At 35.9% G+C, this 22637-nt stretch carries 15 protein-coding genes and 1 tRNA gene; 15 read left to right on the forward strand and 1 reads right to left on the reverse strand.

Annotated features, from left to right (window positions below; all coding sequences use genetic code 11):
- Positions 1-566: 566 nt before the first annotated feature.
- The 15 genes from BSF41_RS16835 (at position 567) to BSF41_RS16905 (ending at position 22335) form a co-directional block, all read left to right on the forward strand.
- A complete protein-coding gene (locus tag BSF41_RS16835) occupies positions 567-3623 on the forward strand; it encodes a TonB-dependent receptor (protein WP_095930665.1) in 3057 nt (1018 codons plus the stop codon).
- Positions 3624-3651: 28 nt separating this feature from the next.
- Entirely contained in the window at positions 3652-5214 is a 1563-nt protein-coding gene (locus BSF41_RS16840; protein ID WP_095930666.1) for a RagB/SusD family nutrient uptake outer membrane protein, read from the forward strand.
- Positions 5215-5341: 127 nt separating this feature from the next.
- Positions 5342-6349, forward strand: a complete 1008-nt coding sequence (locus tag BSF41_RS16845; RefSeq protein ID WP_095930667.1) for an arabinan endo-1,5-alpha-L-arabinosidase — start codon at positions 5342-5344, stop codon at positions 6347-6349.
- A gap of 54 nt (positions 6350-6403) precedes the next feature.
- The gene (locus BSF41_RS16850) at positions 6404-7942 is read left to right on the forward strand and encodes an alpha-N-arabinofuranosidase (protein ID WP_095930668.1); all 1539 of its coding nucleotides are present in this window, start codon (positions 6404-6406) and stop codon (positions 7940-7942) included.
- Positions 7943-7953: 11 nt separating this feature from the next.
- Positions 7954-9576 (forward strand): arabinan endo-1,5-alpha-L-arabinosidase, encoded by a 1623-nt coding sequence (locus BSF41_RS16855; RefSeq protein WP_095930669.1) that lies wholly within the window; start codon positions 7954-7956, stop codon positions 9574-9576.
- A gap of 182 nt (positions 9577-9758) precedes the next feature.
- Entirely contained in the window at positions 9759-10703 is a 945-nt protein-coding gene (locus tag BSF41_RS16860; RefSeq protein WP_095930670.1) for a glycoside hydrolase family 43 protein, read from the forward strand.
- A 130-nt stretch (positions 10704-10833) separates the two neighbouring features.
- Complete coding sequence (locus tag BSF41_RS16865; RefSeq protein ID WP_095930671.1) at positions 10834-11814, forward strand: arabinan endo-1,5-alpha-L-arabinosidase; 981 nt, start codon at positions 10834-10836, stop codon at positions 11812-11814.
- Between the two features lie 12 nt (positions 11815-11826).
- Positions 11827-13806 carry a glycoside hydrolase family 127 protein gene (locus BSF41_RS16870; RefSeq protein WP_095930672.1) on the forward strand — a complete coding sequence of 660 codons (1980 nt, stop codon included), beginning with the start codon at positions 11827-11829 and terminating at the stop codon, positions 13804-13806.
- Positions 13807-13847: 41 nt separating this feature from the next.
- Positions 13848-14960: a family 43 glycosylhydrolase gene (locus BSF41_RS16875; RefSeq protein ID WP_095930705.1), complete on the forward strand. Its 1113-nt coding sequence runs from the start codon at positions 13848-13850 to the stop codon at positions 14958-14960.
- 315 nt (positions 14961-15275) lie between these two features.
- Complete coding sequence (locus BSF41_RS16880) at positions 15276-16967, forward strand: ribulokinase (RefSeq protein WP_095930673.1); 1692 nt, start codon at positions 15276-15278, stop codon at positions 16965-16967.
- Positions 16951-17652, forward strand: a complete 702-nt coding sequence (locus BSF41_RS16885) for an L-ribulose-5-phosphate 4-epimerase (RefSeq protein ID WP_095930674.1) — start codon at positions 16951-16953, stop codon at positions 17650-17652. Before BSF41_RS16880 ends, BSF41_RS16885 begins: the two co-directional genes overlap by 17 nt.
- Before the next feature lie 259 nt (positions 17653-17911).
- On the forward strand, positions 17912-19420 hold the full coding sequence (araA, locus tag BSF41_RS16890; RefSeq protein WP_095930675.1) for an L-arabinose isomerase: 1509 nt from the start codon (positions 17912-17914) through the stop codon (positions 19418-19420).
- A gap of 140 nt (positions 19421-19560) precedes the next feature.
- Complete coding sequence (locus tag BSF41_RS16895; RefSeq protein ID WP_095930676.1) at positions 19561-20745, forward strand: aldose epimerase family protein; 1185 nt, start codon at positions 19561-19563, stop codon at positions 20743-20745.
- A 170-nt stretch (positions 20746-20915) separates the two neighbouring features.
- On the forward strand, positions 20916-21794 hold the full coding sequence (locus tag BSF41_RS16900; RefSeq protein ID WP_095930677.1) for an alpha/beta fold hydrolase: 879 nt from the start codon (positions 20916-20918) through the stop codon (positions 21792-21794).
- A 70-nt stretch (positions 21795-21864) separates the two neighbouring features.
- Positions 21865-22335, forward strand: a complete 471-nt coding sequence (locus BSF41_RS16905) for an OsmC family protein (RefSeq protein WP_095930678.1) — start codon at positions 21865-21867, stop codon at positions 22333-22335.
- A gap of 36 nt (positions 22336-22371) precedes the next feature.
- On the opposite strand, the gene BSF41_RS16910 is transcribed toward BSF41_RS16905, so the two are convergent.
- Positions 22372-22451 (reverse strand) — tRNA-Leu (locus tag BSF41_RS16910).
- Positions 22452-22637 lie beyond the last annotated feature (186 nt).

Raw genomic sequence — 22637 nt, forward strand, 5'->3', positions numbered from 1 at the left:
TAATTTGGATGGGTAAATATATGAACTTCTTAAAACGTATCATAATTTATTAATGTAGATTTCACACTTACATAATTAACTACTCAAATGTATAGTTAAAAAAGCTACTTTTTACATAAAAATAACATACAAATTGTCTTTTTAAGATTTTTTTAAGAAAAAAACAGGACAGTCAAGGATAGTTTTTTATAAAAATAGGTTCTGTTTAGTCAAAAACACTCAAAAATAAACAATCTTTTACCTACAAAACAATCTTTTTTTTGAATTCAAAACATTAAAAAACAGATTATTTATACTTTTTTTTATTCCCCTCTTTTTTTGATTATAAAACGACTTTTTCAGTAAAAGTGTATTTTTTACACAATTAAAATCATTAAAACAGCAGTTTTTTTGAAAAAACCTTGAATTTTTAAATGTTAATTTGACACTTAATTTGCGATATGTGTTTTTTTCGAGCTCTTTTTTTGTGATATTAATTTGTTTACATGATTTTTTTTTAGTTAAATTTACAAATGTAAGATTAACACTTATTAACTAAACCACTAACCAATCTTAACTAAACCATTATGATTACAAAACAAAAATTACTTTTGTATTGCAATTTTCTATTGCCAAAAACAAATTGGATTTTAGCAGTATTAATGCTATTATTTTCTGTTAATCAGATGTCTGCTCAAGGCAAAACGATAACAGGGGTTGTTACATCGGCGCAAGACAATCTTCCTTTGCCGGGTGTAAACATTATAATAAAAGGAACCAAAACAGTTGCTACAACTGGATTTGATGGAGAGTATTCGATTAAAGCATCCACAAATGATGTTTTAGTTTTTTCATTTATAGGATTTCAGAACAAAGAGATAGTCGTAGGAAGCCAGTCTAAAATTGATGTGGCGTTGGGCGAAGACACTAATAAACTTAATGAGGTAGTTGTTATTGGTTACGGAACTCAAAAGAAATCAGATTTAACAGGTTCTGTAAGTGTTGTTAACTTAGAATCGGCTAAAAAAGTAGTTACGTATGATGCCGCAAAAATGCTTCAAGGACAAGTGCCAGGTGTTACTGTACAATCTTCAGGAGAACCGGGAGGCTTTGTTAATGTGAAGATTAGAGGTATAACTTCATTTAGCAACAATAATCCACTTTTTGTAATCGACGGAATTATGGTCGATTCACCTTATGATTTTGCCCCAGGAGAAATAGAATCTATGCAGGTTTTAAAAGATGCATCATCGGCTGCTATTTATGGTGTTCGCGGTGCAAATGGTGTTGTAATTATTACGACTAAAAAAGGTAAGCAAGGCAAAATGGACATTAAATTCAAGTCTATTGTAGGTCTTCAAAATGTTGCTAAAAAGTGGGATGTTACAGATCGCGTTGGTTACCAGAAAATTACTAGCGAGGCCGAAAGAAACAGAGATATTAGAGCAGGCGTTCCAGTAAGCATTGCTCCAGGAAATGACCCAAATAGTGCATCGTACATATCAAATGTTGATACAGATTGGCAGAAAGAATCTTTTCAGACTGGTGTTGTACAAAATCAAGCCTTGACATTTACAGGAGGTGCAGAAAGTATTGCTTACAGCTTTAATGTTGACTATTTTAAAAATACAAGTTACATTAAAACACCTCAGGACTATGAGAGATTGTCTACCAATTTAAATTTAAATGGTAAAAAAGGAAAATTTAAATACGGTGCAAAAATAGCTTATACACAATCTGATAAGGAAATTTTTAATGAATACAATGCAGGTCAAACGGTTGTAAGTGATATTTTAGGAGCTATTCCGACTATGCCCGTTTATGATGCAAACAGACTTGGTGGTTATGGAGGTACAGACAATCTGACTCAGAGAGCAATTTCTATGAATCCTATTGGATACAACAATCTGATTGATAATAATGGAAAAAGAAACCGTTTTATTGGAGATGTTTGGGGAGAAGTAGAAATCGTTAAAGGTCTTAAATACAAACTGGATGTAAGTTACGATAGAACTGATTGGGAAAATAGAAAATTTATTCCACCAAGTGATTTAGGATGGTATTATATTACTACAAATGACGAAGCATCTCTAGATGTTGAAACAGGAAATGAGCTAAGAACGTTTTTGAATAATTTGTTAACTTATGAAGTGACTCTTGGGAAGCATAAAATTGACGCTCTTGCAGGTTGGATTCAGGAAAAAAGAGATTATCACAGATATAATTCAAGAGGTGTAGGTTACACTCCAAACGACATTCCGATGCTTCAATATGCTGATGCTAGAAATGCATCTGAATATAAATTTACGATTACAGGAATATCATACATCAGTAGATTAAATTATTCTTATGATGATAGATATTTAGTGCAGGCTAACTTTAGACAAGATAAAACGTCTCTTTTTAGTGAAAAAAATAATTCGGCAAACTTTTACTCTTTTTCAGGAGGATGGAAACTTAGTAACGAAAAATTCTGGACATTGCCAGAATGGATAAGCAATATTAAACTTAGAGGAGGTTACGGGACATTAGGAAATAATACTATTTCGCAATATTTCTTTGCTTCAACGGTAAACAGTTTTGCAGGTTATGATTTTAATAATGAGCTCGCTCCAGGAACAACTGTAGTTGCGGCACTGGACCCTAATGTAAAATGGGAAAAATCTACAAACTCAAACGTAGGTATCGAATTAGGTTTTTTAAACAATGATTTACAGTTTACAGCAGAATACTTTGTAAAAAAATCAGATGATTTATTGTTAGGCGTTCCGCTTCCGTTTTCTACAGGGGCATTTCCAGCAAGTGTTACCACAAATGCAGGATCAATGAAAAACTCAGGGGTTGAGTTTACAGCAGCTTACAGCAATCATCATCATAAATTTAAATATGATATTTCTGCAAACTTTGGAACACTGAAAAATGAAGTTACTAAAATCGGTGTAAACGGAAATCCGATCTACGGAGCAGTTTCTAAAACTGAAGTAGGAAGATCTGTTGGAGAAATGTTTGCTTGGGAAGCAGTTGGAATTTTCCAAAATGCAGCTGAAGTTGCGGCTTCTCCAACTCAAACGGGTGCAGCTCCTGGAGACGTGAAATTTAGAGATGTAAATGGCGACGGAATAATTACAGATGCAGATAGAACTTTCCAGGGAGTAACAATTCCTAAATATGGCTTCGGATTCAATTTCAGTGCTTCTTATTCTAACTTTGATTTCTCTATGTTTTGGCAAGGAGCGGGAGGTAACAAAGTATTTAATGCAATGTACCGCAATTTGATGATCGGACAATATACAAACCATCATACAGATGAGTTAAATTATTGGACACCAACGAATACCAATACCAATATTCCGGCTCCAGTTATTGGAGATCCAAATGGAAACAGCAGAGATTCAAACAGATTTATTGAAAGCGGTGATTATGTGAAACTGCAAACAATGGAAATCGGGTATAACATCCCGATAAAAGATAAATTTATTGAAAAAGCTAAGGTTTACCTAAATGGTCAAAATCTGTTGATTATCTCTAAATATAAAGGATATGATCCTGACTTTAACAGTGACGGATTACTTTCAAGAGGATATGATGCAGGATCTTTTCCAAATCCAAGAACAATTTCTTTAGGAGTAGAAGTAAGCTTCTAACCAGGTCTAACCATTAAAACGTATTAAAATGAAATCTAAATTTTTTAGCTATATAACCGTTTTCCTTTCACTAGCCTTGGTAACCACAAGCTGTGTGGATAACGAAGATTTGACTCAACTAGATCCAAATAATGATTCAGTCGATAACTTTTGGAAAACAGATGAAGATGCATTGCAAGGTGTAAATGCTGCTTACGGAAGTTTATTAACAGATGGAACTTACATGAGAAGTACACCATTATTGTTAGATGCAAAAGCAGATGATTCTCGTACAAACAGCCCTTGGGCATCAATGTATAATGTGGGGCACTTTAATTCAAATGTTGCAGATGCAGCGATTTATGGATGGGCTTACGAAACTTATTATCAAGGTATTTACCGTGCCAATCAAGTATTGACAAATGTACCCGGAATTGAATTTGAAGACGAAGCTTTAAAAAACAGAATTATAGGACAAGCTTATTTCTTAAGAGGATTGTACTTTTTTCATGCAGTAAACATGTTTAAGAATGTGCCTCTTCCAACAGAATTAGCGGTTTATTATCCTCAAAAAACACAAGACGAAGGCTGGGCACAAGTTATTGCAGACTTTAAAGCAGCAGCAGAATTACTTCCAAATTCTTATGTTGGCCTTTCAGGATTAGATGGAGGACAAAAAGGACGTGCAACTAAAGGGGCAGCGTTAGGATATTTAGGAAAAGCCTATTTGTTTACAAAAGATTTTACAAATGCTAAAACAACGTTTAAGCAAGTAATAGATTTAGGAGTTTATTCTTTGGTCGCAAATTACCGTGATAACTTCACAACAGCAAACGAAAACAATTCAGAATCTCTTTTTGAAGTGCAATTTAGCCGTGATGCCGGAGGTGTCGATTTAGGTTGGGGAGGTGCTCCTGCTTCTGGATGGGGAAAAACATCTGCAAGAGCCATTACCTATGCACCACGTGCTTTTGGATGGACAGACGTTCAGCCAACTTGGGCATTGTTTAATGAATTTAAAGAAGAAAAAACAAAAACAGGACAAGATGATCCTCGTCTAGATGCTACTATTTTTTACAATAAACCAGGCGGAATGCAATTGTACGGAAAAGATTTTGCCACATTCTATGCTTCAAGTCCAGCCGATTTAAATGATTTATTCTGCAGAAAATACCAAAACTCTGACGGACAATTTGCAGACGAATACGATTGGCGTTCCGGAATCAATGAGCGTTTATTAAGATATGCCGATGTTCTTTTAATGTATGCTGAATGTTTAAATGAAACAGGCGATACTCAAGGAGCTTATACTTACATTCAAATGGTAAGAGACAGAGTAAATCTTCCTGATTTAGCCACTGCAAAACCAGGATTGTCTCAAGCGCAAATGAGAGAGCAGATTGGTCACGAAAGATTTTTAGAATTTCCTCTAGAAGGACACCGTTTTGACGATATCCGCCGTTGGGGATGGCTTCAAGACCCTGCTAAATTAGCTTGGTTAAAAGCAAGAGATGCAGAGTTTAATTCTTATACAGCAGGAAGAGAATATTTCCCAATTCCACAATTAGAAATGGATAACAACCCGGGAACTGTTCAAAACGACAGTTATTAAGTTTTCACTCTCGGTTTTCACTCACAGTCTCACTGTATACTGTAACTGAAAACTGAGACTATAATATTATGCCTTAGAATTTGGAATACAAGAGAAGTAATTTTTAACAGTAACTAAAATTAGAATAATGAAAACAATTACAAGTTTGATTTTATTAGCGATATTATTTGGGAGTTGTCAAAATGAAGATATTGTCCCAACACAAGAAGGAACAACAGCAGTTGTAAATGCAGAGGATTCAAAGGTTACCAATTTAACAGCAAAAACAGTCAGCGGAAATGTGCCATCACATGATCCAAGTACGATTGTAAAAAGTGGTGTTAATTATTATGTTTTTACTACAGGAGATAATATTCCAGTTACCTATTCAACAAATCTAACAAGCTGGGCTTGGGGAACATCGGTGTTTTCATCAACGCCAAGTTGGATTACAGGATATGTTCCAGGGTTCGTTAAGACCTTTTGGGCGCCAGATGTTGCTTGGTTTAATAACAGATGGAATATGTACTATTCCTGTTCTACATTTGGTTCAGCCACTTCTGCAATCGGACTGGTTACAACACCAGCCATTTCGCAAAGCGCGGGAACAACATGGACAGACAGAGGAGTTGTTGTTTCTTCTTCATCAGCATCAGATGTTAATGCAATCGATCCGTCAATTTTAGTAGATGGAAGCAATGTCTATATGGCTTACGGTTCATGGCATGCTGGTATTGGTGTAATTCAAATTAATCCTTCGACAGGAAAAACAACAGGAAGCAGAACCATTGTTGCTGGCGGAAACAGTGCATCTTGGGAGGCTCCTTGTTTAATTAAAGAAGGAAGCTATTATTACTTATTTGTAAACCGAGGAACTTGCTGTAATGGAGTTAACAGCACCTATTATATTGTAGTTGGGCGTTCTACAAGTCCGTTTGGGCCTTTTGTGGATAAAAACGGAGTATCTCTAAAAAGCGGCGGCGGAACAACCGTTCTGGCTTCACAAGGAAATTATATCGGTCCAGGGCATTTGTCAAGAATTACAGGAACGCAAAAGGGAGCGGTTCATTATTATGACGGAGCCGACAGCGGAAATCCAAAACTCGAAATTGTATACTTTACTTGGTCATCAGGATGGCCGACACTTTCTTATTAAAAAATTAAAATTCAGAGGAAAGTTTTCGGGCTTTCCTCTACAATAAAAACCACTATGAAAAAAGCACTTTTAATCACATTTCTTATTTCGTTTTGCAGTCAGCTGAATTTTGCGCAAACCACAATCACCATTAAAAATACGGCCGATGCGCCAACAATTGACAAAAATATTTACGGTCATTTTGCAGAGCATTTAGGGCGTTGTATTTACGGAGGATTTTTTGTGGGAGATACTTCGAAAATTCCAAATACAAAAGGAGTAAGAAATGATATTATTGCGGCTTTAAAAGATTTAAAAATCCCAAATTTAAGATGGCCAGGAGGCTGTTTCGCTGATACTTACCATTGGAAAGATGGAATCGGGCCACAAGAACAAAGACCAAATATTGTAAACAAATGGTGGGGCGGAGTTACTGAAGATAACAGTTTTGGAACACACGATTTCTTGAACATGTGTGAACTTCTTGGAGCAGAACCTTATTTATCTGGAAATGTAGGAAGCGGAACGGTTCAAGAATTAGCAGACTGGGTTCAGTATACGAACTTCAGCGGTAAAAGTCCGATGAGTGATTTACGTGCTAAAAATGGAAGAAAAGAACCTTGGAAAGTAAAGTATTGGGGAATTGGAAATGAAGCTTGGGGATGTGGAGGAAATATGACGGCAGAATATTATGCAGGAGAATACCGTAAATATGCGACTTTCATGTCTGACTGGGAAAATACGGGAGGAATCACAAGAATTGCTTCTGGATCAAACAGTGCAGATTACAATTGGACAGAAGTTTTAATGAAAGGAATTCCGCTAAATATGTTAGGCGGAGTTGGAGTTCATCATTATGCTGTAATTGACTGGGGTAAAAAAGGAGATGATAGAAATTTTACAGAAGAAGGCTATTTTAAAACGATGCAGTCGGCTCTAAAAATGGAAGAATTAGTTACGAAACATTCTGCTATTATGGATAAGTACGATCCTGAGAAAAAAGTAGCCATGATTGTTGACGAATGGGGAGGCTGGTACGAAGTAGAAAAAGGAACAAATCCAGGATTTTTGTATCAGCAAAATACCATGCGTGATGCGGTTTTAGCTGGAGCAACTCTTAACATTTTCAATAACCATGCAGATCGTGTTCGTATGGCAAACCTAGCACAATGTGTTAACGTTTTACAAGCTGTAATCCTTACAGACAAAGCTAAAATGATTGTAACGCCAACGTATCATGTAATAAAAATGTACAGCGTGCATCAAGATGCGAAGCTATTGCCAGTAAATTTCGAATCACCATCATACACTTTTAATGGAGAAAAACTTCCTGCGGTTTCGGTTTCAGCATCAAAAGATAAAAATGGCGCAGTTCATATTTCATTAGTGAATGTGGATGCAAAAAACAAAAACAAAATCGAAATTGATATAAAAGATTTAGGTGTGAAAAACTTCACAGGAACGGTTATAACATCGGCTAAATTACAAGATTACAATTCATTTGAAAACCCAAGTAAAATTGTTCCAGCAGCTTTTAAAGGTTTCGAAAACAAAAAAGGAAAATTGGAAATTACTATTCCTCCTTTTTCAGTTGTGGTTTTAGAAGGAAAATAAAATAGAAGCAGATGAAAAAGAAAAACTTCATTTTGAAAACCATTTCTCCCATCGGATTTTTTGTAGCCGCAATTCTAATGGCAAGCTGTTCCAAAGATGATCCAGCGGTAGAAACCCCAGATCCAGATCCTGTGGTGACACCTCCAGTGGTAACGCCAACATTTGCAGGGCCAACTTATGCAGATAATTATACTGCATTTGCAAGTTGGAACACTAGATCACAATGGAATCTGGCAAATGTACATGATCCGTCAGTCGAAAAATCGGGAGAATACTATTATATGTACCAAACCGATGCTTCGTACGGAAACGCACATGAGGGTAACGGACATTTTTTTTACAGAAGATCAAAAGATTTAATCAATTGGGAATTTATGGGATCTTCAATGGCTCAGGCTCCAGCTTGGGTAAAAGATTCTTTAAATAATAAAAGAGCCAGAATGAGTCCAGCTCTTCCTCCGATAGAAAATCCAAATTACGGATTTTGGGCACCGTGCGTTCGAAAAGTAGGTAATGTTTTCAGAATGTATTACAGCATCGTCGTAACCAATCCCATTACTGGAACAGACACCAATACTTCTTGGACAGAACGTGCTTTTATTGGTTTGGCTGAAACAACAGATTTGGCTTCTAATAATTGGGTTGATAAAGGAATGGTAGTCTGCTCAGAACCTGACGGCGTAAAAAGTTATGTTAGAAATGGAGGAAACGATTGGGATGCTTATTTTAAATTCAATGCCATTGATCCGAGTTTTATTGAAACCCCAGAAGGTGAACAATATTTAATTTACGGTTCTTGGCATTCTGGAATTGCAGCTTTAAAACTAAATCCGACAACAGGAAAACCAGATAAATTAAAAACAATCGACGATTACGGAGTTCGAATCGCGGGTCGTGGAAATGTAAATACAAATCGTTGGCAAGCACTTGAAGGACCAGAAATTATCTACAATCCAGACACGCAATATTATTATTTGTTTCTGGCTTATGACGAATTATCGGTTGCTTATAACACACGAGTTGCGCGTTCTAAAAACATTCTTGGTCCTTATGTAACCAACACTGGAATGAGTATTACAAACGGTGCAGAATGTTTTCCGTTGGTAACGCATCCCTATCAGTTTAAAAATCATACAGGTTGGGTTGGATTTGCGCACTGCGCTGTTTTTCAAAATCCAGAAACAAAACAATGGTTTTATGCTTCGCAGGCACGTTTGCCAGAAGGAGTTTCGGGAATTGCGGTTTCAAATGCAGTCATGATGGGACATGTGCATGGAATTCAATGGACAGAAGACGGCTGGCCTGTAATAGAACCAGAACGTTATGCTGGAGTTCCAACAACGACTTTTGCAGAAGGAAATCTGGTTGGAACATGGGAACAAATTACGATGAATTATCAGTACAAAACCATGCAGAAAGCGGTTACGATTTTTTTAACTGCCGACAAAAAAGTAAGTGGTGATATAACAGGCACTTGGTCTTACGATCCTGCAAAAAAAATTGCTACCATAAACGGAGTGAAATGCAACGTAATTGATGCCTGGGATTGGGAATCGGCAACCAGAAAAGTGACTTTAAGTTACACCGGAATTAATAGTGCTGGAATAGCGGTTTGGGGTAAAAAAATAAACTAGAAAATTCCAATTTTTAAAGAATAGCCACAGATTAAAGAATTAAAAAAATTAAAAAAATCTGCTCAATCTGCATAATCTGCGAGAGAAAATAAGTCACGACCCGAGCGATAGCGAATAGGCGAAGCAATTCGCAAATGTAATTCGAGAAAATTGGTACAATTCGTGGCAAAAAATAACAACAAATGAAAAACCTATTTATAAACCTTTCTGTTTTGCTTTTATCAATTGTGGGAACAGCACAATCTGTAAAATTCAACAACCCCATTATTACAGATAAATATACAGGAGATCCTGCAGCATTGGTTTACCAAGACAAAGTGTATTTGTATGCAGGTCATGATGAAGCGCCAAACGATTTTAACTTTTATAAAATGAATGAATGGCTGGTGTATTCTTCTTCTGATATGAAAAAATGGGAATCTCACCCTGTGCCATTGAAAGTAACCGATTTTAAATGGGCAAAAAGTGACGCATGGGCTTCGCAGGTAATAGAAAGAAATGGAAAATTTTATTGGTACGTAACGGTTGAACATGGAACTGTTCCAGGAAAATCGATTGGAGTTGCGGTTGCAGATAATCCGCTTGGACCTTTTAAAGATGCATTGGGAAAAGCATTAATCACCAACGATATGACCAAGTTTAGTGATATAAGCTGGGACGATATCGATCCGACTGTTTTTATTGATACTGACGGACAAGCGTATTTATTTTGGGGGAACACAGCCTGTCATTACGCCAAATTAAAAGAAAATATGACTGAAATAGACGGAGAAATTTATCACATAAAATTACCAAATTTCACTGAAGCACCATGGATTCATAAGCATAACGGCTGGTACTATTTGTCATACGCTTATGAGTTTCCTGAAAAAATTGCCTACGCCATGAGCAAATCCATTACTGGACCTTGGGAGTTTAAAGGAATTCTGAATGAATTAGCAGGAAACAGTAACACCAATCATCAATCTATAATTGATTTTAAAGGACAATCGTATTTCATTTATCATAACGGAGCATCAAAACCACATGGAGGAAGTTTTAGAAGATCTGTTTGTGTAGATAAATTATTTTATAACAAAGACGGAACAATGAAACGTGTCGTAATGACATCTGAAGGAATACAGTAAATTTTAGTGTTCAGTGTTCAGTTTTTTTAGTGTTCAGTCTTGAGGTTTTTAGTGCTCCGTTACAGTTTGATTTATATTATCTAAAGCAGTTCTCATTTAGCCAAAACTTAAACTTACTTAAATCACTTATATGGTTTACAAAAACATAAAATATACAATTTCAATTTTTTTGATGCTGACAACTTCGGTGATTATGGCGCAGGAAATTGTCGTACACGATCCTGTTGTTATTAAGCAAAAAGACACTTATTATTTGTATTGTACAGGGAACGGAATCAGTGTTTTTAGCTCGAAAGATTTAAAAAAATGGAACAAAGAACCACAAGTTTTCAAAGAAAAACCAGTTTGGGCAGATGGCGTTGCGGCCGATTTTAAAAATCATATTTGGGCGCCAGATATTTCATTTCACAACAATACCTATTATCTGTATTATTCAGTTTCGGCTTTCGCCAAAAACACATCGGCGATTGGCGTTGCGACTAATACAACTTTAGATCCAAAAGATAAAAATTACAAATGGGTTGATCACGGAATTGTCATTCAATCACAACCAAACAGAGATCTGTGGAACGCTATTGATCCGAATCTAATTTTTGATGAAAACAACACGCCTTGGCTTTCTTTCGGTTCTTTTTGGGAAGGATTGAAATTGGTAAAATTAAATCCCGATTTAAAATCGATTGCAGAACCTCAGGAATGGCATACGATTGCAAAACGCAAAAGATCTTTTGAATTAGCAGACTCAGATCCGGGAGATGGCGCGCTGGAAGCTCCTTTCATTTTTAAGAAAAACGGATACTATTATCAATTTCTTTCTTGGGATTTATGCTGTCGCGGAGAAAAAAGCACTTACAAAGTGGTTGTTGGAAGATCAAAAAATGTAGCAGGACCTTATTTGGATAAAGAAGGGAAACAACTCGATCAAGGTGGAGGAAGTTTAGTAGTTGAAGGGGATGAAAATTACTTTGGCGTAGGCCATAACAGTGCTTATACTTTTGACGGAAAAGATTATATGTTTTATCATGCTTATGAAAAAAAGTCCAATGGAACGCCAAGATTAGTGGTTAGAGAAATTAAATGGGATGCCGATTTCTGGCCTGTTTTAAAATAGAATACAAATACAATGAAGAAATATAACTTACCAATTTTAACGATTTTGATGTTATTACTTGTTTTGGCTTCTTGTAAGGAAACCAAAAATAAAGTGGTGCAAAATAAAACATCGGCCTTAAAAGCAGGTTATGAAATCGAACCGGTTAACATTCAAAATGTAAAACTGACAGATTCTTTTTGGCTTCCAATTATCAAAAGAGTGCAGGAAGTAACAATCGAATATGCGATTAAGAAATGTGATGAAGAAGGTCGTTTTGAGAACTTTTTAATCGCTGGAAAACAGAAAACTGGAAAAGTGCGAGGCGATATGCCTTTTGATGATACCGATGTTTACAAAATCATAGAAGGAGCATCCAACACTTTAATCAGTGCTCCGAATCCGAAATTGGAAAGAGTTTTAGATTCGATGATTGCCATTGTAAAAATTGGTCAGGAACCAGACGGATATATTACCACTTGGAGAACGATAAATCCCGCAAAACCACCAGCACCTTGGGTTCCTGTAATTGAAGGAAAACGTTGGGAATCTTTGCAGATTAGCCACGAATTGTATAATCCAGGACATTTAATTGAAGCGGCAATCGTGCATTATGAAGCCACAGGAAAAACCAATTTTCTTGACATTGCGATAAAAGCTGCCGATATGCTGGTGCGAACTTTTGGAGATAATCCAGGACAGGTAAAAGGAGTTCCGGGGCATCAGATTGTAGAAACGGGCTTGATAAAATTATACCAGATTACAGGAAAAGAAGATTATCTGAAATTGGCAAAATACTATTTGGACAATCGCGGAAATCCGAACAATCATAAATTATACGGAGAATATGCACAGGATCATATTCCTGTAATTCAGCAAAATGAAGCTGTGGGGCATGCGGTTCGTGCCGTTTATATGTACGCAGGAATGACCGATATTGTTGCCATGACCAAAGATAAAGCCTATGAAAATGCCGTAAATAATTTATGGGATAATATGGTCAATAAAAAAATGTACATCACAGGCGGAATCGGTTCAAGACACGACGGTGAAGCTTTTGGAGCCAATTATGAATTACCAAATCTAACGGCTTACAACGAAACCTGTGCGGCAATTGGCGATGTATATTGGAATCATAGACTGCATAATTTATACGGGAAATCACAATATTTTGATGTCATAGAAAGAACGATGTATAATGGATTAATTTCGGGTATTTCGCTTGACGGAAAACAATTTTTCTATCCAAATGCCTTAGAAGCCGATGGTGTTTACAAATCAAACAGAGGCTCTTGCACGCGTCAGGCTTGGTTTGACTGCTCTTGCTGTCCAACTAATTTAATTCGTTTTATTCCGTCAATTCCAGGATTGATTTATTCGAAAACAAAGAACGATTTGTATGTGAATTTATATGCTTCAAACGATGCTTCTTTCACCTTAGGAAAAACCGATTTACAGATTTCGCAACAGACTTCTTATCCTTGGAACGGAAAAGTTAGAATCTCGGTTAATCCTAAAAAAGAAAGCCAATTCACGATTAAACTTAGAGTTCCAGGCTGGGCAAGAAATGAAGTTTTGCCAGGAGATTTGTATACGTATAAGAAGGCTTCAACTCAAAAACCAACCATTACTGTAAACGGAGAAATAGTAGCAATTCAGCCTGAAAATGGCTATTTCAATGTGACTAGAAGCTGGAAAAAAGGAGACAAAATAGCGCTTAATTTCCCGATGGAAGTTCAAGAAGTAGAGACTAATTCTAAAGTTGAAACAAACAAAAACAAAGTGTCTTTAGAATATGGTCCGATAGTATATGCTGTTGAAGAAATCGACAATAAAAACAACTTTGATAAAATCGACATTTCTTCTTCAGATACTTTCAAAGTGAGAAAAGAAGCCAATTTATTGCAAGGTGTAAATGTCATCGAAAATTCAAAATTCAAAGCCATTCCATATTATTCTTGGTCAAATCGTGGAGTTGGGAAAATGAAAGTGTGGATTGATTTTAAAGACTGAATTCCTCACAAATAAATTAAATGCAAACAAACCAGTATAACATGCAAACAAACCTATTAAAAAATTGGGCACTTTCAGCAATTGTTTTTGTAAGTGTTTCTTCCTGTACAGATAAAAAAGCAGAAAAAGAACTGTCTAAAGAAGTGACTACTACAAAAACAACTTTAACTAATAAACCTATAGTCTTGCAAAGAGCAGATCCTTTTATTTACAAGCATACAGATGGGTACTACTATTTTACAGGATCGGTACCAACCTACGACGCTATAGAGTTAAGACGTGCAAAATCTATTGCTGAGCTTCAAAATGCTGAAACCTTTAGAGTATGGGAAAAACATAAAAGCGGACCAATGAGTCGTCATGTGTGGGCTCCTGAAATTCATTATTTAGATGGAAAATGGTACGTGTATTTTGCAGCAAGTGAAGAAGAGGATATTTGGAAATTAAGACCGTATGTTTTGCAATGTACAGGTCAGGATCCTTTACGTGACAAGTGGATTGAACTTGGGCAAATGCAGGCAGCTGATGCAGATCCGAAAAGCTTTACCGATTTTTCTCTGGACGGAACTGTATTTGAGCATAAAAATAAACGCTATTTCTGTTGGGCAGAAAAAACAGGCGGACAGTTCGCTGCTTCCAATTTGTATTTAGCCGAAATGGAATCGCCAGTAAAACTAAAAACAGTTCAATTCATGCTAACAACTCCGGATTATGATTGGGAACGCGTTGGTTTTTGGGTAAATGAAGGTCCGGCAGTTATTAAAAACAAAGGAAAAATTTACATTACTTTTTCGGCAAGTGCTACTGGTTCTTGTTACAGTATGGGAATGATGGAAGCAGATGAAAACGCTGATTTACTAGATAGAAATTCTTGGAAAAAATCCAGATATCCAGTATTAAAAACCAATGAAGCAAAGAAAATTTATGGACCAGGGCATAACTCATTCACGGTGGATGAAAACGGAGAACCATTAGTAATTTATCATGCGAGGGATTACGAAAAAGCTGTTGGTGATCCAAAAGTAGTTCCTGCAACAGATAAAAGACCGTTGAAAGAAATTATTGCAGATCCGTTATATGATCCTAATCGTCATGCGAGAATGATGAAATTAAAATTTGATGAAAGTGGTAGACCAACATTCGAATTTAACTAAAAACTCCAAATGGTAATGACGAAAATTCATTCACAGCACTAACCAAAATTAGTCCAAAAGAAAGTCAGTTTTAGATAAGTGGAAGTAAAGTTCAGTATGATTTTCCAGCTTATTCTTTGACTGTTTTGAAAATTAAGATGAAATAATCGCAAGATTATAAATGTAACATTGACATTTATTTTTTGTTTTGAGCTTAAATCTTTGTTTTGATGCATTTTTTGTAAAAATTAAAGAACAGAATTTTATTAAGTGTTTTTTATACACTTATAAATTATTTATAATTATATTTGTCAATATTTTAAAAATAAAATACGAATGAAAAATTATGTAATAGGATTGGACTACGGAACAGATTCTGTTCGCGCGGTGCTAATTGATACAGAAAATGGGCAGGAGCTGGCATCGAATGTTTCTCATTACAAAAGATGGAAAAACAAACAATATTGTGACGCTTCTATAAACCAATTTCGTCAGCATCCTTTGGATCATATCGAAGGATTAGAAATTACGATTCAAAACGTTGTAAAAGAAAGTAAAGTAGATCCTTCGTTAGTAAAAGGAATTTGTATTGATACAACTGGATCGTCTCCGGTTCCGGTTACAAAAGACGGAACGCCCTTGGCCTTGACAAAAGGTTTTGAAGAAAACCCAAATGCAATGATGGTTTTATGGAAAGACCATACTTCTATAAATGAAGCAAACGAAATCAACGAATTGGCAGTAAGCTGGGGTGGAGAAGATGTTACAAAATATGTGGGCGGAATTTATTCTTCTGAATGGTTTTGGGCAAAAATCCTTCATATTGCAAGACAAGACGAAGCGGTTAGAAATGCAGCGCACACCTGGATGGAGCATTGCGATTTAATGACGTATTTGTTAATTGAAGATAAAGATTTAAAAACCTTCAAAAGAAGCCGTTGCGCCGCAGGTCACAAAGCAATGTGGCACGCAGACTGGAACGGATTACCGCCAGTTGAATTCTTAGAAAAATTACATCCGTATTTAGCGCAGCTTCGCGGTAATTTATACGATGAAACTTATACCTCTGATTTAGTTGCCGGAAATTTAAGCAAAGAATGGGCAGATCGTTTAGGGCTTTCGACAGAAACTGTTGTGGCTGTTGGAACTTTTGATGCACATTCTGGAGCGGTTGGAGCTAAAATCGAAGAGAATACTTTAGTTCGTGTTATGGGAACTTCAACTTGTGATATCCTTGTTGGTTCTTATGATGAGGTGGGAACAAAAACGGTTCGCGGAATCTGCGGACAAGTTGACGGTTCTGTTATTCCGGGCTTTATTGGTTTAGAAGCAGGACAATCTGCTTTTGGAGATTTATTGGCTTGGTACAAAGAATTATTAATGTGGCCAACTGAACATTTATTAGGAACATCTTCTGTTTTAAATGAGGCTCAAAAAGAGCAGTTAAGAGAGGAATTCAGCGATAAATTAATTGTAGAATTAACGAAAGAAGCAGAGAAAATCCCCGTTTCAGAAAGTCTTCCAATTGCTTTGGACTGGATTAACGGACGCAGAACTCCAGATGCCAATCAGGAATTAAAAAGTGCGATTTCGAATCTTTCTTTAGGAACAAAAGCACCTCATATTTTTAAAGCTTTAGTAAACGCAATCTGTTTTGGAGCGAAGAAAATTGTAGATCGTTTTGAAGAAGAAGGTGTAAAAATCGACAGCGTAATCGGAATTGGCGGTGTTGCGCGTAAATCTCCTTTTATTATGCAGACTTTGGCGAATGTTTTAAACAAGCCAATTAAAGTTGCAGCTTCAGACCAAACACCAGCTTTAGGAGCGGCAATTTATGCAGCCGTTGCAGCTGGAATTTATCCAAATGTAATTGAAGCAAGTCAGAGAATCGGAAGTGATTTTGATGGTGAATATTTCCCTCAGACAGACCAAGTTGAAGCGTATCATAAACTGCTTTTGGGATACGAAAAATTAAGTGCTTTTGCAGATCCAAACCTTAAAATATCGCAACATGAGCTCTCAATATAAAGATTTAAAACAAGAATGTTACGAAGCCAATATGCAGTTAAATGCATTGAATTTGGTGGTGTATACTTTTGGAAATGTAAGTGCCGTGGATAGAAAAAATGGTGTTTTTGCCATTAAGCCAAGCGGTGTTCCTTACGAAGATTTAAAACCTGAAGATATCGTAATTGTCGATTTTGATAATAATGTTATTGAAGGCACAATGCGTCCGTCATCTGACACAAAAACGCATGCTTATTTGTACAAACATTGGCCAAATATTGGCGGAGTGGCTCATACGCACGCTACTTATTCTGTGGCTTGGGCACAATCGCAACAAGATATTCCAATTTTCGGAACAACGCATGCCGATCATTTAACGGCAGATATTCCGTGTGCGCCACCGATGGCAGATCATTTAATTGAAGGAAACTACGAACACAATACTGGAATTCAGATTCTAGATTGCTTCAAAGAAAAGAATCTTTCTTATGAAGAAGTAGAAATGATTCTGATTGGAAATCACGGTCCGTTTGCATGGGGGAAAAATGCGGCAAAAGCGGTTTACAACAGTAAAGTTCTAGAAGTTGTGGCAGAAATGGCTTACTTGACTTTACAAATAAATCCAAACGCACCAAGATTAAAAGATTCATTAATAAAGAAACATTACAACCGTAAACACGGAAAAGATTCGTATTACGGACAATAAAAGTTTTGTTTCAGGTTTTTTTTGTTTCAAGTTGTTGGAACGTGAAAATTGGAACGTGAAACAAACATGAACAAAACAATAAAATAACAATTTAAGTTTTTTCAGATTCTAACAACGTGAAACCTGAAACTTGAAACAAAATAAACAAAAACAATAATATAACAATAAGATTTTCGCCATTTCAAGAACTTGACTCGAGAGCTCTGCTCGAACAGGTGAAGCAAACTTGAAACAAAGAAAACTTGAAACAAAATAAAAAATGATTGATATATCTCAAAAACAAGTATGGTTTGTAGTAGGAAGCCAGGAATTATACGGTGAAGAAACACTTAGAAAAGTAGCGGAACACTCTCAGATAATTGCAAAAGGATTAGACGCTTCGTCTTCAATTCCAGTAAAAGTGGTTTACAAAGATGTGGTGAAATCTCCATCGCAGATTTTAGATGTATGTTTGGCGGCGAATTCTACTAAAAACTGTATCGGAATTATCGCTTGGATGCATACTTTCTCTCCAGCAAAAATGTGGATTGGCGGTTTAAATATCCTTAAAAAACCATTATGCCATTTACACACACAATATAATGCTGAAATTCCGTGGGGAAGCATCGACATGGATTTCATGAACTTGAACCAATCGGCTCACGGAGATCGTGAATTCGGTTTTATCATGTCTAGATTACGTAAAAAACGTAAAGTTGTTGTTGGACATTGGGAAGATCAAAGAGTGCAGAAACAATTAGGAATCTGGTCAAGAGTTGTCTTAGGATGGGACGAACTTCAAAACTTAAAAGTTGCTCGTATTGGAGACAATATGCGTGAAGTTGCCGTAACAGAAGGTGATAAAGTGGAGGCTCAAATTCGTTTCGGAATGTCTGTAAACGGTTACGATTCTTCAGATGTTACCAAACATATCGAAAAAGTAACTGACAAAGAATTAAATGATTTATTAGCCGTTTACGAGCAATCATACAACTTAACAGATTCATTAAAAGAAGGCGGTGCACAAAGAAGTTCTTTGGTTGAAGCAGCAAAAATCGAATTAGGATTAAGAGCTTTCCTTGAAGAAGGAGGATTCGGTGCTTTTACAGATACATTTGAAAACCTTGGAGCTTGGAAACAACTTCCAGGAATTGCCACACAAAGATTAATGGCCGATGGTTATGGTTTTGGTGGAGAAGGAGACTGGAAAACAGCTGCAATGGTTAGAGCTTTAAAAGTAATGTGTATTGGTTTAGAAGGCGGAACTTCCTTCATGGAAGATTATACATACCATTTCACACCACAAAAATCATATGTTTTAGGATCTCATATGTTAGAGATTTGTCCATCTATTGCTGACGGAAAACCTTCATGTGAAGTTCATCCATTAGGAATTGGAGGAAAAGAAGACCCTGCTCGTTTGGTGTTTAATTCGCCTGCAGGAGATGCAATCAATGTTTCTTTGGTTGATATGGGAACTCGTTTCCGTTTAATCGTGAACGAAGTTGAAGCTATAAAACCAATGGCAGAATTACCAAAACTTCCAGTTGCTAGAGTTTTATGGGATTGTAAACCAAATTTAGAAGTTGCAGCAACAGCTTGGATTTTAGCTGGAGGAGCGCACCACACGGTTTACAGCCAGTCAATCACAACAGAATATATGGAAGATTTTGCAGACATCGCTGGAATCGAATTATTGGTAATCGATGAAAAAACGACTGTAAGAGAGTTTAAAGATAAAATCAATGCTAACGAAGCGTATTTCCATTTGTTTCAACACGGCCTGTAAGGCGGTAAAATGTAATTTGTAAGATGTAAAATGTGAAAAAACTTAAAAAGGTAATTTTTACATTTTTAAAATGATTAAATTTCACATCTAACAATTTACATCTAACATTTAACTTTTTTACAAACCCAAAATTATCATTTATGAATGTATTAAAACGCTCTCTTTTCATATTAAGCATGCTTGGTATTGCTATAGTTTCAGTTCAGTGTAAAGGCGATAAAAAAGCTGATACAGAAAAAACGGAAGCCGATGCAAAAGCTTTAGTTACAATTGACAAATCGGAATATGGAACTACTGCTAAAGGAGAAAAAGTAGAAAGCTATAAATTGAAAAACCAAAACGGGATGGAAGTGGACATCATCACTTTTGGTGGAAGAATTACGGATTTGAAAGTGCCTAATAAAGCTGGTGTTTCTGAAAATGTAGTAATAGGATTCAGTTCTTTGGCTCAATATGAAAAAGAAAATCCATTTTTTGGAGCTTTGATCGGAAGATACGGAAACCGAATTGCCAAAGGTAAATTTTCATTAGATGGAAAAGAATATCAATTGGCTTTAAACAACGCCCCAAATGCTTTGCACGGAGGTCCACAAGGGTTTTTTAATGTAGTTTGGAAAGCAGATGAGGTTAAATCTGGTGATACAGCTTCTTTAAAATTATCTTATGTAAGTAAAGATATGGAAGAAGGTTATCCAGGAAACTTAAAGGTTTTTGTGACTTATACCTTGACAAATGATAATCAGTTGGAAGTGCTTTACGAAGCAACAACAGACAAAAAAACAGTTGTTAATTTAACTCAACATTCATACTTCAATCTATCAGGAGATTTTACCAAAACAATCTTGGATCATGAATTGACTTTAAATGCTGATAAATTAGTTCCAGTTGATGCAGATTTGATTCCGACAGGAAAATTAGAAGATGTTGCTGGTACACCTTTCGATTTCAGAACTCCAAAATTAATTGGAAAAGATATCAATGCTAAAAATGAGCAGTTAGAAAAAGGAAAAGGTTACGACCACTGTTGGGTGTTGAATAACTCTGAAAAAGGAAAAACAATTATTGCAAAAGTATATCACGCAGCAAGCGGAAGGATTATGGAAATGACAACAGACGAACCTGGAATTCAGTTCTACTCTGGAAATTTCCTTGATGGAACTTTACCAATGTCAAATGGAGGAACTTTTGCACACAGAACAGGATTGTGTTTAGAAACAGAACATTATCCAGATTCTCCAAACCAGAAAAATTTCCCAACAACGGTTTTAAACCCGGAAGAAAATTATAAAACTAAAACTACTTTTAAATTCTCGGTAAAAAAATAGTTTTAGAATCTGTTAATTAGTTTAGTAATTCTCTAAAAACCTCGGAAGTTAAATGCTTTCGAGGTTTTTTTATTTGTAAATAATAAAACGCATTAAGATTTGTAATGACTTTGTTAATTTGTTAAATTATTTCTTACGTTTGTAATATAACTATAACAAAAACCTCCCTTATGAAAAAACCACTTCAAGCATTACTGCTATTATTAACTTCTTCATTATTTGGAATTGTACATGCTCAGGTTCAGATGAATTCTAAATTTGACACGCCTTATGGTAACAATACTGCTGTCGGAAAGTTTGTCGAACTCAATGGAGCTAAAATCTATTATGAAGAATATGGAAAGGGAGAACCGTTGTTATTGATTCACGGAAATAGTGGAAGTATTGAAACAATGGGAAATCAGATTGCTTATTTTAAAAGTAAATACAGAGTTATTGCTCTTGATAGTAGAGGACAAGGCAAATCAGAGTTGAAAACAGATTCTTTAACATTTGTCCAAATGACAAAAGATACTGAAGCATTAGTTAATCACTTAAAACTGGATTCAATAAGTATTATTGGATGGAGTGACGGAGGAATTGTTGGATTACAAATGGGGATTTCAGGGAAGTCAAAAATAAAGAAAATTATAGCGATGGGTGCCAATTTACGACCTGATTCTACAGCTATTTATTCGTGGGCGGCAAAATATGTTCAGAATTTTAGGAAATTGATTATTTCAAAAATTAAAGAAAAAGACACTAGTGAGAATTGGAATCTGCTGAAACAACTTACTGGACTTTTGGCATATCAACCTAATATTGCAGCAAAAGATTTATCAAAAATAAAAGCAAAAGTGCTTGTAATAGCTGGAGATAGAGACGTAATCAGAAATGAGCATACCGTTGAAATTTTCGAAAATATACCTAAGGCACAGCTATGTATTATGCCTGGAGAAACCCATTTTGCGCCGGCTTCAAGCCCGGAAGTATTTAATGCAATAGCAAATAAGTTTTTATCAGAACCTTTTAAAAGACCAGATTCAGATTTTACTAAATGGGATAAATAAAATTGGATCAACAGAATTGTGTTATTTTAGCCATGAATTATTTAATTCGTGGCTAAAAAAAACAAAAAAAATGACTTTCAAACACATTTTCAAAGCAGAAGCAAACTGGACTTCCAAACAAAAATTAGCAGATTCTTCCAAAAGATTCTATACCAAAAGCCATCAAATTCAAGTTGAAGGAAAACCCATTTTAGATGTTTCGGCAGCAAAAGCTTTTAAAGGTGATCCAGAATTATACAATCCTGAAGATTTATTGTTAAGCAGTTTAGTTTCCTGCCACATGATGTCATATTTATATGTCTGCTCACAAAACGGAATAGAAGTTCTGGAGTATTCAGACAATGCAGAAGCGACCTTAGAAGTAAATCCAGATGGAAGCGGACGTTTTGTTGAGGCAAGATTATATCCGAAAGTAAAAATCTCAAATTCAGACCAAATAGAATTGGCTTTAGAGTTGCATCATAAAGCAAATCAATTGTGTTTTATTGCTAATTCTTGCAATTTTCCTGTTTTGCATGAGGGGAGTTGTGAAGTAATATAAAAGAAAAAACCTCTTCCGTTAAGAAGAGGTTTTTCGTACCCGGAGCCGGAGTCGAACCGGCACGGTTTCCCACAGGTGTTTGAGACCAGCGCGTCTACCAATTCCGCCATCCGGGCTTAGCAGACGAAAAAATAACCAAAAGCGATTATTTTAACGCAATAGAATGAAGTCATAAATGGCGCCATTCCTTTAACACGGTGCAAATGTAAAAAATAATTTTAAACGAACTACTAAAAATACTTAAATTTTTGCTTTCAGTGTTCAATAAATTTTATAAATTTGCAGCTCGTTAAAACGAAGCA

The sequence above is a fragment of the Flavobacterium sp. ACN2 genome, from assembly GCF_002303885.1.
In the GTDB taxonomy this organism is placed as follows: domain Bacteria; phylum Bacteroidota; class Bacteroidia; order Flavobacteriales; family Flavobacteriaceae; genus Flavobacterium.

Coding starts and splice junctions, on each gene's coding strand:
- BSF41_RS16840 (WP_095930666.1), top strand. CDS start 3,652: ATGAAATCTAAATTTTTTAGCTATATAACCGTTTTCCTTTCACTAGCC.
- BSF41_RS16865 (WP_095930671.1), top strand. CDS start 10,834: ATGGTTTACAAAAACATAAAATATACAATTTCAATTTTTTTGATGCTG.
- BSF41_RS16885 (WP_095930674.1), top strand. CDS start 16,951: ATGAGCTCTCAATATAAAGATTTAAAACAAGAATGTTACGAAGCCAAT.
- BSF41_RS16845 (WP_095930667.1), top strand. CDS start 5,342: ATGAAAACAATTACAAGTTTGATTTTATTAGCGATATTATTTGGGAGT.
- BSF41_RS16875 (WP_095930705.1), top strand. CDS start 13,848: ATGCAAACAAACCTATTAAAAAATTGGGCACTTTCAGCAATTGTTTTT.
- BSF41_RS16855 (WP_095930669.1), top strand. CDS start 7,954: ATGAAAAAGAAAAACTTCATTTTGAAAACCATTTCTCCCATCGGATTT.
- BSF41_RS16900 (WP_095930677.1), top strand. CDS start 20,916: ATGAAAAAACCACTTCAAGCATTACTGCTATTATTAACTTCTTCATTA.
- BSF41_RS16905 (WP_095930678.1), top strand. CDS start 21,865: ATGACTTTCAAACACATTTTCAAAGCAGAAGCAAACTGGACTTCCAAA.
- BSF41_RS16850 (WP_095930668.1), top strand. CDS start 6,404: ATGAAAAAAGCACTTTTAATCACATTTCTTATTTCGTTTTGCAGTCAG.
- araA (WP_095930675.1), top strand. CDS start 17,912: ATGATTGATATATCTCAAAAACAAGTATGGTTTGTAGTAGGAAGCCAG.
- BSF41_RS16835 (WP_095930665.1), top strand. CDS start 567: ATGATTACAAAACAAAAATTACTTTTGTATTGCAATTTTCTATTGCCA.
- BSF41_RS16895 (WP_095930676.1), top strand. CDS start 19,561: ATGAATGTATTAAAACGCTCTCTTTTCATATTAAGCATGCTTGGTATT.
- BSF41_RS16880 (WP_095930673.1), top strand. CDS start 15,276: ATGAAAAATTATGTAATAGGATTGGACTACGGAACAGATTCTGTTCGC.
- BSF41_RS16860 (WP_095930670.1), top strand. CDS start 9,759: ATGAAAAACCTATTTATAAACCTTTCTGTTTTGCTTTTATCAATTGTG.
- BSF41_RS16870 (WP_095930672.1), top strand. CDS start 11,827: ATGAAGAAATATAACTTACCAATTTTAACGATTTTGATGTTATTACTT.